This window comes from Leifsonia sp. ZF2019, from assembly GCF_019924635.1.
Taxonomy (GTDB): Bacteria; Actinomycetota; Actinomycetes; order Actinomycetales; family Microbacteriaceae; genus Leifsonia.
The window spans coordinates 1,210,004-1,224,931 of the sequence record NZ_CP065037.1 but is presented as its reverse complement, the minus strand read 5'-3'; the positions used below and the strand labels follow the sequence as shown (position 1 = coordinate 1,224,931).

The following is a 14,928-nucleotide window of genomic DNA, read 5'->3' as shown; positions in this document are numbered from 1 at the left end:
CATGAGCGATCAGCTGCCCCCCGAGATCTCCCTGCGCCGCGCGGCGATGTCGTTCGTCACGCTCGTGGGAGGCGTCTCCCTCGCCGTGATCCCCGCAGCAACGATCTCGATCGCCTCGCGTGTCTTCGCCCTCGACCAGCAAGGGGCCGTCGCGGTCGCGAGCATGGTCGCGACCTTCGCCGGCCAGGTCACCTTCGCCGTCGTGGTGGAGTCGCGCCTGAGCTCCGCGGGCACGGAGCGCCGGGTCACCTTCCCGCTGTGGCTCGCAGCCCTGTCGATCCTCGCCGCCGTGGCCGTCGTGATCCTGCCCACCAACGCCGCGGTACTCTGCGTCGCGTTGCCCGTGCTCGTCGCCTCCCTCGAAGTCGGGAGGGGCGTTTCCGTCGCCGAGCACCTCGACGTCCGCGAGATGTGGTCGGCCATCGCAGTCGGCGCGGGCGCCCTGGTCGGGGTGCTCAGCGCCTTCGCCGGGGCGACGTGGGCCCTCATCCCCCTGGTCGCCGGCATCACGGCCGCGACGATCGTGCGATCGATGCCGGTGGCCCACCGCGCCTCGCGCCCGCACCCGCGGGTGATGGGCTGGGTCGTCACCGACGTGGCCGTCACAGGAGGCGTGTACCCCCTGCTCAACGCGACCATCCTCGGTCTGCTGGGGCCGGTCACCGCCGTGCTGTTCACCTCGATCTCGACGGTGTCCGGCCTGCTCGCCATCCCGCTCAACTACATGCGCCTGCGCCTGCTCAAGACGCACTCGCGGCTGGACATCCTGCTCGCCGCCGGATCGGTGACGGCGGCCGTGATCGTGATCTTCATCGCCGAGTGGCTCGGCGTGTTCGGCTTCCTGTTCTCGTCGGCCTGGACCTCCAGCGCGACCGCCCTCCCCCTGTTCGTCGCCTGCCTCTGGCGGGCCGCCTCGCTCGCGACGACGATCCCGTTCGCCTCGCTGCGGCGCATGGGCGAAGCCAAGCTGCTCACCATCCTCCGCGCCGCTGTCGCGGTCCTGACCTTCGGCGCGGCCATCGCCGTGGTCGGCACCGGGTCGCTGACCGGGGTGTTCGCGGTCCTCCTCGGCGGCGAGCTGCTGCAGGCCGCCACCTACGAGATCGCGCACCGGCGGCGGCGGGCGGTCGCTCCTCCGGCCGCCGGATAGGCTGACCCGGTGCCCCGCATCCTCGTCGACCTCCTGTTCCTGACCGGGCGCAAGGGAGGCATGGAGTCGTACCTCCGCCGGCTGTACTCGGCCATGCCCCAGGATGCGGGCGTCGAGTTCGTCGGGGTGATCTCGCGCGAGGCCGAAGCCCTCGATCTCGGCTGGTTCCCCGGCGAGACCGTGCGCTCGGGGATCGCCGGCGAGGACAGGGTCGCGTGGGCGCTGGGAGAACTGCGCTCCGTCGCACCCTGGGCGCGCAAGGCGGGCGCCGCGCTCGTGCACAGTCCCGCCAACGTCGGGCCGGTGCGCTCCTCCGTGCCGGTGGCGCTCACGGTGCATGACGCGCTGCCGTTCGCCCACCCGGAGTGGGTGCCCGGCCGGCACGCGACCGTGCTGCGGTGGTTGGTGCGTCGGGCCGCACGCAATGCGGCGCGGGTCATCACCATCAGCGACGCGTCCCGGGACGACATCGTGCGGCACCTGGGAGTGCCCGAGGAACGGATCGACGTCATCCCGCTCGCCGGCGGCGCCGACGTGCCGGTCGGACCGGTGCCCCTGTCCGGTCGGCCCACCGTGCTGACGATGGGCAACCGTCTCCCGCACAAGAACGGCGAGACGCTCGTCGCCGCCCTCGCGGAGCTGCCCGCCGAGACGCGCCCCCGGCTCGTCGTGACGGGCGAGACCGACGGTGTCGATCCGCTGCACCGGCTGGCCGAGCGGCTCGGCGTACTGGACGACGTCGACTTCGTGGGCTGGGTCTCGGCCGATGCACTCGAGCGGCTGTACGCGGACGCCACCGTGGTGGCGGTCCCGAGCCTGTTCGAGGGCTTCGGGTTACCCGTGCTGGAGGGGATGTCGCGCGGCCGCCCCGTCGTGTGCTCCGATCTGCCCGTGCTGCACGAGACCGGAGGGCCCGCGGCCAGCTATGTCCCGGCGACGGACCCGCGCGCGTGGGCGGCCGAGCTGTCGCGACTGCTCGGCGATTCCGCCGAGCGCGAGAGACTCATCGCCGCCGGCCTGCGACGCACCGAGGAGTTCTCCTGGCGGACGACGGCCGAGCGGACGCTCGCGTCGTTCCAACGGGCGCTGGAAGAGGCCTAGCCCCGGGCGGACGCGTAGCGGTCCAGGATCTCGGCGATCGAGACGTCGAGAGAGCGCTGCACGCTCGCCTCCGCGTACCAGGCCCGCGTCGATGCGCGCAGCTCCGGCCCGGCCTCCAGCGCGCGGACGATCGCGTCGGCGAGCTCCTCGGGCTCTGCCGACGCCGCGACGAAGCCGTTCACCCCCGGATCGATGAGTTCGACGGCCGCGTTGTCGTCGCCGGCGACCACGACGCTGGGCGTGCCGGAGGCCGCCGCCTCCGCCACCACGAGGCCGAACCCCTCACGCCGGGACGGGTTGACCAGCACCGCGGCCCGGCCCATCAAGGCGGTGAGCTCGTCGTCCGGGACCCGGCCGCGCACATCGACCGGGACACCGGCCGCCTCGGCGGCCTCGAGCAGCGCCGGGGTCTCCGGACCCGTCCCGGTCACCACCAGCCGGGCTCCCGGGACGCGCTCACGCACGACGGCCAGCGCCGCCGGGAGCACGGTGAGTTGCTTGTCGGGGATGTGCCGGCCGGCGAAGAGCAGGAGGCCGGGGTCGACGTCGTCGGACGCCGGTCGCGGCGCACCGGCGAGATCGACCAGCCCCAGGACGAATCCGGTCCCCGCCCGCAGACGGCTCCGCGCACGGCCCAGGGTGAACAGGCTGTTCACGCTCACGTCATCGCTGCGACGCAGGCCGAGCGCCTGCAGCACAGCGGCGACCGTGCCGACCGCCGCACCCGAATACTCGCGCCACTTGCGCGCGGGCCACACCTCGAGCCAGTCCGCCAGCAGCCAGGGACCGCGCCGGCCGAGCGCCGCGCGGGCGGCGAAGACGTTGAGCGGAGGCAGCGCGCTGACGGTCACCAAATCATAGTCGCGCCGCGTGCGGCGCAGTCGCGTGAAGACCTGCGTCGCGAAGCGCACGGCTGACGAGGTGAGCCGGTTCCCCTGCTCGTCGGCGATCGGGCCGTCCCAGATCGGGACGACGCGGAACGGCTGCTCCGTCGGCGTCGGCCCGTCCCACTGCACCCGGGTCAGGAAGTCGACGGCATGGCCGGCATTCGCGAGCCGGGCGGCGAGCTCGGCGTACACGCGCTCGCCGCCTCCTGTCGTGTAGGGATAGAGGCAGTCGTAGACGATCGCGATCCGGAGGGGTGCGACCTCCGTCATCGCGTGGGTCCCGCCACGAGGCCGGCGTGCTCCGGCTCCGGCCGCTCGACGAGGGTCGCCGTCGGGGCGGCCCGCTGCGAGAGCCGCGCCAGGTAGGCCATGAGCGCGGCGCTCACGAGCGCGTACAGCGCCGCGAGCACGAACCAGCCGAGCGGCGGCTGCCACTGCGGGTCCTTGAACAATCCGCCGATCGGGACGTCGAGGCCTGTCACGTACCGGCGCAGGACGAGGACGAACGACAGGTTCACGAAGACCCACAGGAGCGCGCTCATCGTCCAGGTGATCCGCGGGGCGAGGAAGTCGACGCGCTCGCCGCCGCGCCGGGAGAGCGCCCAGGCGGCGATCGCGAACGCCGTGAGGTACAGGAAGAGGCCGTAGCGGCCCTGCCAGATGATGCCGGTCTGCCGCGCCGAGTAGGCCTGCACGACGATCGGGAGGAGCACGACCACGGCGCCGGTCACGGCGAGCGTGAGCACCTCGCGCCGGCGGGCGGTGACGAACGCCAGCACCACCAGCAGGGTCACTGCGGCGACGGCGGGCCAGAGCGCGTAGCCCGGAAGCGGGGTGTCGAACCAGCCGAAGTAGCCGAGGGTCTGGACCGCGAAGGTGGGGATCATGCGCACCATGTAGGCGGCGGCGGGGAGGAAGCCGGCCCCGACCAGCGGCGCGTCCGACTTCTCCGCCTGCCCGGACAGGCTTCCGCCTCCCAGCGTCCAGAGGAGGGAGAAGAGACCGCCCGCCGCGATGAGCGCCAGCCAGAGCCAGCTCGAACGGGCGACGAAGAGGTTCTTCACTGCCGTCCAGCCGACGGCGAACAGGCAGAGCCCGACCACGACCACGAGCCAGAGCGGACCGAGCGCGCGCGCGTTCGCCAGGGCGATGGACGACACCGTCACGACGATCCACAAGGAACGCCGCGAGAGGAGAGGGACGGGATACCCGGGATCGTGGTGCTCGAGCAGCCGCAGCAGTGCCATGGCGAGGGCGAAGGCCGAGAGCGCCTCGAAGCCGTTGGGGTTCACCGCACCGGTCAGGTACACGACCATCGGCAGAGCGCCGAAGAGGAGCGCGGCCGGCATCCAGCGCGCGCGCACGGTCGCGATCGCGGCCTGCGCCGCCCAGGCGAAGAACAGCGCCCCGACCAGCCCGCTGACGATCCGCATCGCGTACACGCCGGCGTTGCCGTCGATGAACAGGCTCGGCCAGCCCACGACGTAGTAGTAGAGAGGGTTGTACGCGCTCACCCAGGTCGCGACCTCCACGCTGCCGCCCGCGTCGCCGAGCTCGGCGCCGCAGTCTCCGGACTGTGCCGGGTGGAAGGCGAAGCACAGCACCTGCTGCGTGTAGGCATAGCCCTGCGGGAGGTCCATGACGAGCTGACGCTGGTCGGGCACGCGGTGGCCGATCAACTCGCCGTGCACCTGCGCGACAGCCTTGACGACGTGGGCGTTCTCGTCGGGGACCGAGAGCACCGGGGTGGCGAGCGCCCAGCAGCCGGCCAGGGCGGCGAAGAGCGCGAAGGCGATCCAGAAGACGCGGACGGGGCGGAGGACGCGGGGCACAGTCGGATTATGGCTCATCGTGCGCTCACGACGCGGGAGCCTCGGCGCGGGGCGCCCGGACCCGCATCCCGATCAGGTGCACCACGAGGCCGACCGCCGGGCCGGCGGCCAGAGCCAGTGCCGCCCGGGTCGGCAGTTCCACCGGGAGGAACAGGAGCACCAGGGTGACGACGGACGCGACCACCCAGCCCGTGGCATAAAGGCCGTGGGCGTCGCGGGCGAGGACGGCGGATCCGCTGACGAACAGGGCGCCGATGAGCCCGGACGACGCGATGAGCGCGACCAGCACGCCGGCCCCGAGATCGAACTCCGCACCGAAGACGAGATGCATGACCGGCTCCCCCCACAGCCACGCGGCCCCGCACAGCACGAGGATGACGACGGCGATGCCGGCGAGCAGCAGAGCGACCGTGCGTCCGACCTGTTCGGGCTGGTGGGAGAACCGGCTCACCAGCATGCTCGACAGCGCCGTCAGCGGGACCAGGATCGGCGCCCGGGTGAGGGTGACGGCGAGGACGAGGGAGCCCAGCTGCGCATGGTTGTCGCTCCCGGCGAAGAACGAGAGCACGAGCGGGAACCCGTTGATGAGCACGGCCGTCGCCGAGGCCGCGAGCATCGTGCGGCCGGTGTTCGCGATGAGGGCGGGGACGCCGATCGTGAGACGCGCGTTGCGGACGAGCGCGCGCGGTGCGCTGAGGAAGACGATCGCGAGCGACAGCGGGAACGGCAGGATCACCGCGACGGCCAGCAGCACCAGGTCGTGCGAGAACGACAGGACCGTCACGACGCCGAGCACGCGCAGGATGCCGTCGATCGCGACGATCGCGGCGAGCTGCCGCCACATGCCGGCGCCCGCCATGACCCCGGAGGCCCCCGCGACCAGGCAGTTCAGTGCGGCGCCGACGGCGACGAACCACGCGAGACCCTGGTGCTCGGCGCCGAGACTCGGGGCGGCCCAGAGCAGGCTCGTCACCATCACGACGGCGGCGACGACCAGCGCCGTGACGCCCGCGAACGCCCACATCGACACGGTGCGGGCCGAAGCCGCAGCGGGTCCCGCCGCGCGCGCGACCTGCGTCTGGGCGGTGGCCCGCGTGGACTCCTGCTGCAGCCCGAAGAGGATGCCGACGACGAGGAAGAGCGCGGACCAGAAGACCGAGAAGACGCCGTATCCTGCGGCCCCGACCGTCGTGTACACGCGCCACGTCACCACGTACCCCGCGACGCCGGCGATCACCGTCGCCCCCAGGATGAGTGCGACCGACGAGCGGGCGGAGCGTCCCTCCGCGCCGCTGCGGATCTCGGGGAGGGGCTCGTCGAGCGGCTCGTAGGCGGTGATGAGGAACTCCAGGGAGGGCGTGGCAGGATGGACGGCGCCGCCGCGGCGGCAGCCCAACCCTACGATGAAAGACTGGAAGCAGTGACGATCGACATCATGATGCCGTTCTATGGCGACCCGCAGCTGTTCCGCGCGGCCGTGCAGAGCGTGCGGGACCAGACCCACCAGGACTGGCGGCTGGTCGTGATCGACGACGTCTACCCGGACACCGAGCCGGGCCGCTGGGTCCAGTCCCTCGGCGATTCCCGCATCGTCTACGTGCGCAACGAGACGAACCTCGGCGTGAGCGGCAACTTCAGCAAGTCGGTCGAGCTCGTACAGAGCGACCACTTCGTCCTCATGGGCTGCGACGACCTGCTGGAGCCCGACTACCTCGCCGTCATGACCTCCGCCATCGAGCGGCATCCCGGAGCCTCGTACTTCCAGCCCGGGGTCGTCGTCATCTCGGACGACGGCACCCCGTCGCTCCCGCTGGCCGACCGGGTGAAGACCTGGTACCGGCCGGACGCGACCACCGAGTTCGTGCTCACCGGCGAGCGGATGGCCGTCAGCCTGCTCCGCGGCAACTGGGCCTACTTCCCGTCGATCTGCTGGAACACCGAAAGCGTGCGCGCGCACGGTTTCGACCCGGCGTTCGACGTCGTGCTGGATCTGAAGCTCCAGCTCGACATCACCCTCGACGACGGCTCGATCGTGGCCCTCCCCGACCGCGTCTTCCGCTACCGCCGCCACGCGGGCAGCGTGTCCTCCTGGACGGCGCAGGACGGCACCCGCTTCGACGAGGAGCGCGCGTTCTTCCTCGCCGTCAGCAGGCGGCTGGCGGCGCGCGGCTGGCGCACGGCCTCCCGGGCCGCGGCGGCCCACTGGTCGTCCCGCCTCAACGCCGCGACGAAGATCCCGGGCGCGCTCGCGAAGCGCGACGGCACGGGCCTGCGCGCGCTGCTGCGCCACGTGTTCACCGGGTGGAGGTGAGGCCGCGTCGCCGCGACGCGCGGGTCAGATCGTGCCGGCCATGATCGCGCCCGCCGCGGCGAGCGCTCCCGCCCCGACGACCACCCACGGGACCACCCGGCGCAGGTGAGCCAGGAAGAGGCCGATAAGGGCGAGGAACAGCGGCAGCAGCACGATGCCGTAGCGTTCGCTCAACGGCGTGTAGTAGCCCATCGACACTCGGGTGAACACCGCCAGCAGCGGTCCGAGCAGAAGCGAGACGACCAGGACCGACACGGCGGCGACGAGCCCCCGGCCCGATCGGAATCGCTGATCGACGATCAGCCCGATCACGGCCGCGACCGAGAGCAGACCCAGAACCCCGACGACGGCCGCCGTGACGATCGACGTCTGGAACCCCGGGACGCCGATGTTCGTGATGAATCGAAGCGACTCGGCCACGATCGCGTGGACGGAGAGCGGCTGCGCTGTGTCGACGGACGGGCGTTCGCCGGGAAGCTGCGCCCGCGCCCTGATGACGAGCCACGCTGCTTGCGCCACGACGGCGACGGCGACGGTCAGGACCGCCACGAGAAGGCGTCGATCGCGCAGTACCCGGCCGAGCGTCGGTCGGGCCTCGCCCTCCCCCGCCGGCCGCGTCAGGGCACCGAGCATGAGCGCCAGCGAGACGGCGCCGACCGCCGCGATGTTCTGGACTTTGAGCAGCGTGGCGATCGCGGCCGCCACGGGGAGAAGCACGTACGCCGCCCTCCTCCGCTCCCAGACCGCGACCCCGGCGACGCCGAGCCACGCGCCGGCCGCGACGGACGGAGCGTCGGTGCTGATGTACGTGTTCGACCAATAGGCGACGGGCGTCGCCACGACGAGCAGACCCAGCCCCAGCGCGGAGAGCCCGTCCACACGGAGGGCGCGCAACAGCGCCCACACACCGACCGCCCCCAGGGCCAGCCAGAAGGCGCCGACGAGCCGGCCCGCGTCGACGAAATCGACCCCCAGCCCGATGAGGGGCTGCGCGAGAGTCCACGTGACCGCGAAGTAGACGGGCGAGTAGATGTCCGCCCCGGTCCCTCCCGCGTACGGGTATTTCGCGTCCGACCCGAAGTCGTGCCCGTCACAGCGGTCCGTCGTCACGACGTAGTTCAGCACGCCGCGGCACGCCAGCGCCTGGCGGGCCACCTCCCCCGTCTCCTCGCCTCCTCGCACGATCCCCTGCGTGGGGATCTTGGCGAGGTAGTCGATGTAGACGTACTCGTCATAGGGCGAGATGGCGCGGTGCTGGGAGGCAGAATGTGCGACCAGACCGATGCTCGCGGCGACGAGCAGGAGCACGGGGACGAGGACCCCTCTGAGCACGCGCGCGATCCAGGCTCCCCCTCGGAGGTTCGGCATGCTCGCCTTCCTGATCGATTGCAGAACCCCGATCCTATCAATCGCCTCACGCCGTCCGCGCAGGCGGGCGTGCGACAATGGTGCCGGCCCTCGGCCTGTCCGCGCCCCTATCTAGTACCGTGATTGCCATGCCCTTCGCTCTCTCCGACACGCTCGTCGTGATGCCTGCGTTCAACGAGGAGGAGTCCGTCGCGGCCGTCGTTGCGGAAGTCCAGGCCAAGCTACCCGGCGTGACCTGCCTGGTGGTCGACGACGGTTCGCTCGACCGCACAGCGGAGGAGGCTCATCGTGCAGGTGCCCTCGTCGCCTCCATGCCCTTCAACATGGGAGTCGGCGGCGCCATGCGACTCGGGTTCCAGTACGCGACGGAGAATGGCTTCCCGGTCGTCGTCCAGATCGACGCGGACGGCCAGCACGACCCGGCCAGCGTCCCGAGCCTCCTCGCGGCGCTCGACGGTGCCGACCTCGTCATCGGCGCGCGGTTCTCCGGCCAAGGCGACTACGAGGTCAAGGGCCCCCGACGCTGGGCGATGAATGTGCTGTCCAGTGTCCTCAGCCGCGTCGTCCAGTCCTCTCTCCGCGACACGACGAGCGGGTTCAAGGCCAACGGCCCCCGAGCCGTCGCGCTCTTCGCGCACTCGTTCCCCGCCGAGTACCTCGGCGACACCGTCGAGGCGTTGGTGATCGCCGCCCGCGCCGGGCTGACGGTCACTCAGGTGCCTGTCGCGATGCGACCGCGCACGACGGGCCAGCCCTCGCACAACCCGATCAAAGCGGCCGTCTACCTCGGCAGGGCGTTCGTCGCCCTGCTCGTGGCCCTGATGCGGCCCCGGACGGCTCTGAAGGAGACGGCGACCGCCTGATGTCCATCACCAGCTACATCTTCGGCATCCTGGCCGCCCTGTTCACCCTGTACGTCGTGATCGAGATGCTCCGGCGCGGCCGGATGCGCGAGCGTCACGCGATCTGGTGGATCATCGCGGGCGTGCTCGCACTCGTGATCGGCGTCTTCCCCGCGATCCTCGACTGGGCTGCGCATCTGATCGGCGTCGGAGCGCCGGTCAACCTGGTCTTCTTCGTCAGCATCGCGGTGCTGTTCCTGGTCTGCATCCAGCACAGCTCCGAGCTCACCACGCTGGAGAGCAAGTCGCGCACCCTCGCCGAGCGCAGCGCCCTCCAGGAGATACGCATCGCGCGCCTCGAGGAGCAGGTCACCCGGCTGACCCGCGACGAGGACTGAGGTCGTCCCCGCCGCGGGCGGGGCTCAATAGCAGACGGCCATCTGGTCCACTGCGGTCGTGACGGCAGCCGGGCCGCCCGCGATCTTGAGCGAGGTCGTACCCAGCCGGATGAGCTGGTCGCCGATGGTGCGCGGCACGCACTCCGGCTTGACCAGCAGCACCGGCTGCGAGCTCGACCCTGCCGCCGCAGCGGCCACGAGGGCGTCCTGCCATGCCACAGCCGACGCGAAGTAGAGCGACGGCGAGCTGTTGGAGCCGTACGCCGACGAGACGAGGAGCGAACTCGTCTCGAAGCGCGTCGTGCCCCCGATCCGGCTGACCGTCATGCCCGCGGTCTGCACGTCCGACGCCCACGTCGCCGGGATGACGGTCGTGCCGCCGACCGCCGTGACGGTCTTCACCGCTTTGCCGGTCAGGTACGCGCGGGTGCCCTGGTCGAGGCTGGTCCCGTAGACCAGGATCAACGGGCGCCCCTGCTTGGCGGCGACCGGGGCCGCCGAGAGCGCATCCGGATAGCTCATACCCGACGCGGCATAGACGGAGGTGGCCGACGGGAACGCGTACGAGGCCACCAGGCGCGACGTCTCGAAGCGGTCGGATCCTCCGATCCGGACGATCTTCGACCCGAGGCCCGCGAGCTGGTTGTACGCCGCGTCGGAGATGGCCTCGGCGCCGCCGACGACGACGATCGTGGTCGGCTTCAGCCGCGTCAGTTCTGCGAGCACGCCCGCGGGCACCTGTCCGGGGGTCGTCAGGAGCACGGGTCCGTGCTGTGCGCCGGCCGCGGGAGCCGCCGCGAGAGCGTCCGGGAAGTCGAGCCCGGAGGCGACGTACGCGACCGGCACGCCCGGCGTCGGGAACGACTGCTTCGAGACGGCGATGGCCGTCGTGAACCGGTCGTCGCCGGCGACACGCGTGACCGGCGGTGGGCCGTTCGTCACCGGCGACACGAAGGCCGTCTTACAGCCCAGCGGCGCGTTGCCGGCTCTGTCGCCGGGGAGGGCGATCGCGGTGACGCACGCCCCGTACTGGCCGTACCCGCTCCACGCCTGTTGGGCGACGAAGCCGTGGTTGTTCCCCACGCCGGGATACGCCGCTCCGACGTCCGGTCTGCTCGCATTGGCGGTGATCGTCGTCGACGTGATGCCGGCCGGGGTGTTCCAGGTGATCTGGACCTGCACCGGCGCGGCGATGCTCGTCTGATCGAAGGCCCATCCCGAGAGCGTGAAGGGCTGATTCGCCGTCACCGTCGCGGCGTCGTACGTGCCGATCGGCGGGTGGACGTTCGCACCGAAGGCGAACTGCTGCAGCTGAGCCTGTGTGCCGTTGAAGATGTCCTGGTCACCGGCGAACGTCCCGGAGCTGGCGTACTGCCAGATGGTCCAGTCCAGCCAGCCGGCCGCCAGCGCTCCGGGCGTGCTGGTCCCGTAGCGCGCGACGAACAGGGGGTACGCCCCGAATGTGGTGTTGGAGCCGGTGCAGGTGTTCCACCAGTTGGCCGTGGAGTAGATGGCGGGGTTCACACCGGTGAGCGCCCGCATGGTGTTCACGAAGTCGGAGATCCACTGTGTCATCTGGCCGGTCGAGAGTCCCCAGCAGGTGCCGGAGCCGTCCGTCGCGTACTCGATGTCGAGCAGCGGGGGGAGAGTGCGGCCGTCCGGGCTCCATCCGCCGCCGTGCTGGTAGAAGAACCGGGCCTGGGTGGCGCCGTCCGTCGTGTTCGGAGTGGCGAAATGGTAGGCGCCGCGGATCATCCCGACGCTGAGGGCGCCCGCGTACTGCGAGGGGAAATGGCTGCTCGTGTAGTAGGTTCCCTCGGACGCCTTGATGTAGGCGAAGCGCGAGCCCGCCGCCCACTGGGCGCCCCAGTCGACGTTCGGCTGCCAGCCGCTGACGTCCTGTCCCAGGACGCCTCCGACGCCGAGGGCGGCGGAGGCGCTGAGTCCGGACCTCGACTTCGCCGTTCCCTCCTCCGCGGCGATCGTGGAGCCCATGACGTGGTTGCCCGCGGCGTTCTGCTCGGCGAGGCTCGGGTTCTCGCCCGCACCCTCTGAGGCGTCGGCCGTGGCGGACGGCGTCGGTGTCGGTGTCGGGGTCGCCGACGAGGTCGGCTCCGGAGTCGCCGTGGCGCTCGCGGATGCGGACGGCGCCGGTGTGGGCGTCGTCGCGGTCTCGGCTTGTGCGGGTGCGGCGCCGAGAAGCGCCAGCACCACCGCGGTGGTCAGGATCGGGCCGAATTTCATCGTCGACATCCGCTCTGTGTGTGGGGATCGGGAGAGTGGAGGTCTCCGTCGGTCGGGTCCGTCCGGAAACGCATGCAGGTCTGTGCAGTCTATGCTGCGGCACACCGTATGCGAACACTTCAGATTGCGAACACGCCGACGACCGCCCTGTTCGGCGCGGAAAGCGCGTGCGCGGAGCGGATCGGAGAAGGGTCAGCGCCGCTTCAAGCGGCTTCGGACCTTCTTCGCGACGACCGCGGGGCCGCCGTTGCTCATGTAGTGGAAGAACAGGCCGACGTCGTGACGCAGACCGTGCTTCTTGCGGCGGGTCGTGGGGCGACGCACCGGCTTTCCCGTCCCGACGACGCCGCGGGCGACGAGATCTGCCGCGTGAGCCGGAGCCGCGACGAAGTCGATGAGCGGCCGCAGGACCGCCCCCCAGAAGTAGCGCTGGCGGACCCGGGCGATGTTGCGGCGCGCGGCACGGATGAACTTCTCGTCGTAGAGCACCGTCTCGAGCGCGTCGGCGAGCGCCTCCACGTCCCCGGACGGGACGACGACGCCGAGCTTCTCTTCCTCCACCAGCTGGGCGAAGTGGTCGCCCTCCGTCACCACCATGGGCAGACCCGCCCACAGATAGTCGAGGATGCGCGTGCGGAACGAGAAGGTCGTCTCCACGTGCGAGAAGTGCGTGCTCACCCCGGCGTCCGCCTCGGTGAGGTAGTTCTGGCGGTCCGCGTAGTCGACCCACGAGCTGTTGAAGAACACGGCGGAGTCGAGCACGCCGAGGTCCCGCGCCAGTTGCCGCGACTCCGCGACGATCCCCATCTCGGGAACGCCGGGATGCGGGTGCTTGGTGCCCTGGAAGAAGAGACGGACGTCGTCGTGCCGCTCGGACAGACGGGCGACAGCCGAGATGAGCGACTTCGGGTCGAACCAGTTGTAGAGGCCGCCGCTCCACAGGAGCAGCTTGTCGGCCTCCCCGATCCCGGGAAGGACGCCCTTCAGCACGGCGCGCTCGTGCACCGGCGGGTTCTCGGACAGACCGAACGGGACGACGTCGATCAGGTGGTCGAGGTCGGGGTCGTCGGCGTAGTTGGCCGGGTTGATGCGCCCCAGCGCGGCGAGCTGCCCGAGGTAGAAGTGACGCTGGCGCTCGGACGCGCACAAGAAGAAGTCGCCGCGCTCCAGCTGCTCGTTGAGCACGTCGGTCGCGTCGAGGACCTGCTTGTCCCACTGCTCACGGCCGAGCTCCTTGCCCTGCTCGAGCTGCTCGAGGTGCATCGGGTCGTAGACGTCGGCGACGATGATCCTGTCGGTCGTGCGCAGGCTGTCGAACAGCGCCATGGCCAGGCCCTGGAAGACGATCACGTCGGCCTCGCGCTCGTGCTTCCGCATCTCGCGATCGTCCCCCGGCCGCACGTGCGTGATGCCGAACGGCGCGGAGACGGGCTCCACTCCGGCGAGCGAGACGAGGGTCACCTCGTTGTCCTGCGAGAGCGCCTCCGCCATGCTCCAGGCGCGGATCGCCGGTCCGGCCATCTTCGCGCCGATCGGGTCTCCCGTGATGATGAGGACGCGCGTCACCGACGGTCGTTCCGTGACCGGGAACGCGGTGGCGAGCTTGTCGTAGCCCTCGAGGTAGTGCTCGTCGGTGTACGACGGGGCGTCGGTCTCGCCGAACAGGGACCAGATGCGACCGTCGGCGACGACGCGGGTGGACTGGATGCGCTCGCGGTCCGCCGTCAGACCCGGGAGGTTCTCGACGAACTGGTCGATGGCGTAGACCGTCGCGACCGTCTCCTTGGAGATCTCCGCCGTCGGGTCGTTCGAGCCGCCCTTCCGCAGGTCGTACTCGGTCGAGTCGAGACCGCCCTTGGCGACGCCGCGACGCACGGTCAGGGCGAGGGTGGCCGGGAGAGCGACGGCGAGGGCCTCGTCGCCGAGGTTCTTGTACTGCGTGTAGAGGGCGTTCCGCTCGAGGAGGTAGCTCTCCTTGAACGAGCCGAACGACGACATGGACGCGTGGTGCTTGTGATAGGCGAGGGAGGCCGGCTCGTAGACGAAGCGGTGACCGAGCAGGTTGAGCCGCCACCCCAGGTCGACATCCTCGAAGAACATGAAGTAGCGCTCGTCGAAGCCGCCCAGCTGCTCGTAGACCGATCGACGCACGAACATCGCCGATCCCGTGCCGAACAGGACATCCTTCGCGACGTCCGGCGTCGAGGGGACGGGCTGCGCCGTGAGCGGCTTGTAGCCCTGACCGAACCAGGTCATGGCCGACCCGATGTAGTCGACCTTGGTGCCGTCCCAGTCGAGCACCCGGCTCGCCACCGCGCCGACGCGCGGGCTGGACTCGAACCGGGACACGGCCGCCGCGACCCATGCGGTGTCCGGCTTGGCGTCGTTGTTGAGGAACGCGACGTACTCTCCCGCGGCCGAACGGACGCCCAGGTTGCAGCCGCCCGCGAAGCCGAGGTTCTCCTTCGACTCGATCAGGACCACGTGGGGGGCGGCGCGCCGGATCCGCTCCGCGCTGTCGTCGCCGGAGGCGTTCTCGACCACGACGATCTCGAGGCGGTCGGCGGGCCAGTCCAGCCTGCCGAGGTGCTCGATGGCGGTCAGCGTGTCGTCCGTGCCGCGGAAGTTGACGAGGACGACGGAGACGACCCCGGGTCGCGTGGTGGGCATGCGGTCCTTTCCTTGGCGTATCAGCACGTCAGCCTACCAACCAGAACTGTCGCGGCCCCCGGGACGGTCCGGGGCCCGCCCGTCGATTGTTAGGATGGCGCAGTCCCCCGACCGGCCTCCAGGCG

At 70.9% G+C, this 14,928-nt stretch carries 11 protein-coding genes; 5 read left to right on the top strand and 6 right to left on the bottom strand.

The genetic code is table 11. The features are described 5' to 3' along the window. Position 1: 1 nt before the first annotated feature. Both IT072_RS06000 and IT072_RS05995 read left to right on the top strand, forming a co-directional pair. Positions 2–1,150: a hypothetical protein gene (locus IT072_RS06000; protein WP_223360045.1), complete on the top strand. Its 1,149-nt coding sequence runs from the start codon at positions 2–4 to the stop codon at positions 1,148–1,150. A 9-nt stretch (positions 1,151–1,159) separates the two neighbouring features. After that, positions 1,160–2,251, top strand: a complete 1,092-nt coding sequence (locus IT072_RS05995) for a glycosyltransferase family 4 protein (protein ID WP_223360044.1) — start codon at positions 1,160–1,162, stop codon at positions 2,249–2,251. Here IT072_RS05995 and IT072_RS05990 read toward each other — a convergent pair. The 3 genes from IT072_RS05990 to IT072_RS05980 are packed head-to-tail and all read right to left on the bottom strand — an operon-like array spanning position 2,248 to position 6,366. Then, positions 2,248–3,408 carry a glycosyltransferase family 4 protein gene (locus tag IT072_RS05990; RefSeq protein ID WP_223360043.1) on the bottom strand — a complete coding sequence of 387 codons (1,161 nt, stop codon included), beginning with the start codon at positions 3,406–3,408 and terminating at the stop codon, positions 2,248–2,250. The two genes, IT072_RS05995 and IT072_RS05990, sit on opposite strands and share 4 nt — an antisense overlap. Further along, positions 3,405–4,970 carry a DUF2142 domain-containing protein gene (locus IT072_RS05985; RefSeq protein WP_223360042.1) on the bottom strand — a complete coding sequence of 522 codons (1,566 nt, stop codon included), beginning with the start codon at positions 4,968–4,970 and terminating at the stop codon, positions 3,405–3,407. The genes IT072_RS05990 and IT072_RS05985 overlap by 4 nt, the downstream gene beginning before the upstream one ends. Positions 4,971–4,995: 25 nt before the next feature. Continuing rightward, positions 4,996–6,366 (bottom strand): lipopolysaccharide biosynthesis protein, encoded by a 1,371-nt coding sequence (locus IT072_RS05980; RefSeq protein WP_223360041.1) that lies wholly within the window; start codon positions 6,364–6,366, stop codon positions 4,996–4,998. A gap of 24 nt (positions 6,367–6,390) precedes the next feature. Between IT072_RS05980 and IT072_RS05975 the strand changes: the two genes are divergently transcribed. Further along, the gene (locus IT072_RS05975; RefSeq protein WP_223360040.1) at positions 6,391–7,281 is read left to right on the top strand and encodes a glycosyltransferase family 2 protein; all 891 of its coding nucleotides are present in this window, start codon (positions 6,391–6,393) and stop codon (positions 7,279–7,281) included. Positions 7,282–7,305: 24 nt separating this feature from the next. On the opposite strand, the gene IT072_RS05970 is transcribed toward IT072_RS05975, so the two are convergent. Further along, entirely contained in the window at positions 7,306–8,649 is a 1,344-nt protein-coding gene (locus tag IT072_RS05970) for a hypothetical protein (RefSeq protein WP_223360039.1), read from the bottom strand. Positions 8,650–8,777: 128 nt separating this feature from the next. Here IT072_RS05970 and IT072_RS05965 point away from each other — a divergent pair, with 128 nt between their 5' ends. After that, the gene (locus tag IT072_RS05965; RefSeq protein ID WP_223360038.1) at positions 8,778–9,512 is read left to right on the top strand and encodes a glycosyltransferase family 2 protein; all 735 of its coding nucleotides are present in this window, start codon (positions 8,778–8,780) and stop codon (positions 9,510–9,512) included. Beyond that, a complete protein-coding gene (locus IT072_RS05960) occupies positions 9,512–9,889 on the top strand; it encodes a DUF2304 domain-containing protein (protein WP_223360037.1) in 378 nt (125 codons plus the stop codon). The genes IT072_RS05965 and IT072_RS05960 overlap by 1 nt, the downstream gene beginning before the upstream one ends. Before the next feature lie 24 nt (positions 9,890–9,913). Here the strand turns inward: IT072_RS05960 and IT072_RS05955 are convergent, their stop codons facing one another. Next, entirely contained in the window at positions 9,914–12,142 is a 2,229-nt protein-coding gene (locus IT072_RS05955; protein WP_223360036.1) for a GH25 family lysozyme, read from the bottom strand. A gap of 183 nt (positions 12,143–12,325) precedes the next feature. Beyond that, positions 12,326–14,803 carry a glycosyltransferase gene (locus IT072_RS05950; RefSeq protein ID WP_223360035.1) on the bottom strand — a complete coding sequence of 826 codons (2,478 nt, stop codon included), beginning with the start codon at positions 14,801–14,803 and terminating at the stop codon, positions 12,326–12,328. Positions 14,804–14,928: the final 125 nt, after the last annotated feature.

Coding starts and splice junctions, on each gene's coding strand:
- IT072_RS06000 (WP_223360045.1), top strand. CDS start 2: ATGAGCGATCAGCTGCCCCCCGAGATCTCCCTGCGCCGCGCGGCGATG.
- IT072_RS05990 (WP_223360043.1), bottom strand. CDS start 3,408: ATGACGGAGGTCGCACCCCTCCGGATCGCGATCGTCTACGACTGCCTC.
- IT072_RS05970 (WP_223360039.1), bottom strand. CDS start 8,649: ATGCCGAACCTCCGAGGGGGAGCCTGGATCGCGCGCGTGCTCAGAGGG.
- IT072_RS05965 (WP_223360038.1), top strand. CDS start 8,778: ATGCCCTTCGCTCTCTCCGACACGCTCGTCGTGATGCCTGCGTTCAAC.
- IT072_RS05960 (WP_223360037.1), top strand. CDS start 9,512: ATGTCCATCACCAGCTACATCTTCGGCATCCTGGCCGCCCTGTTCACC.
- IT072_RS05955 (WP_223360036.1), bottom strand. CDS start 12,142: ATGTCGACGATGAAATTCGGCCCGATCCTGACCACCGCGGTGGTGCTG.
- IT072_RS05950 (WP_223360035.1), bottom strand. CDS start 14,803: ATGCCCACCACGCGACCCGGGGTCGTCTCCGTCGTCCTCGTCAACTTC.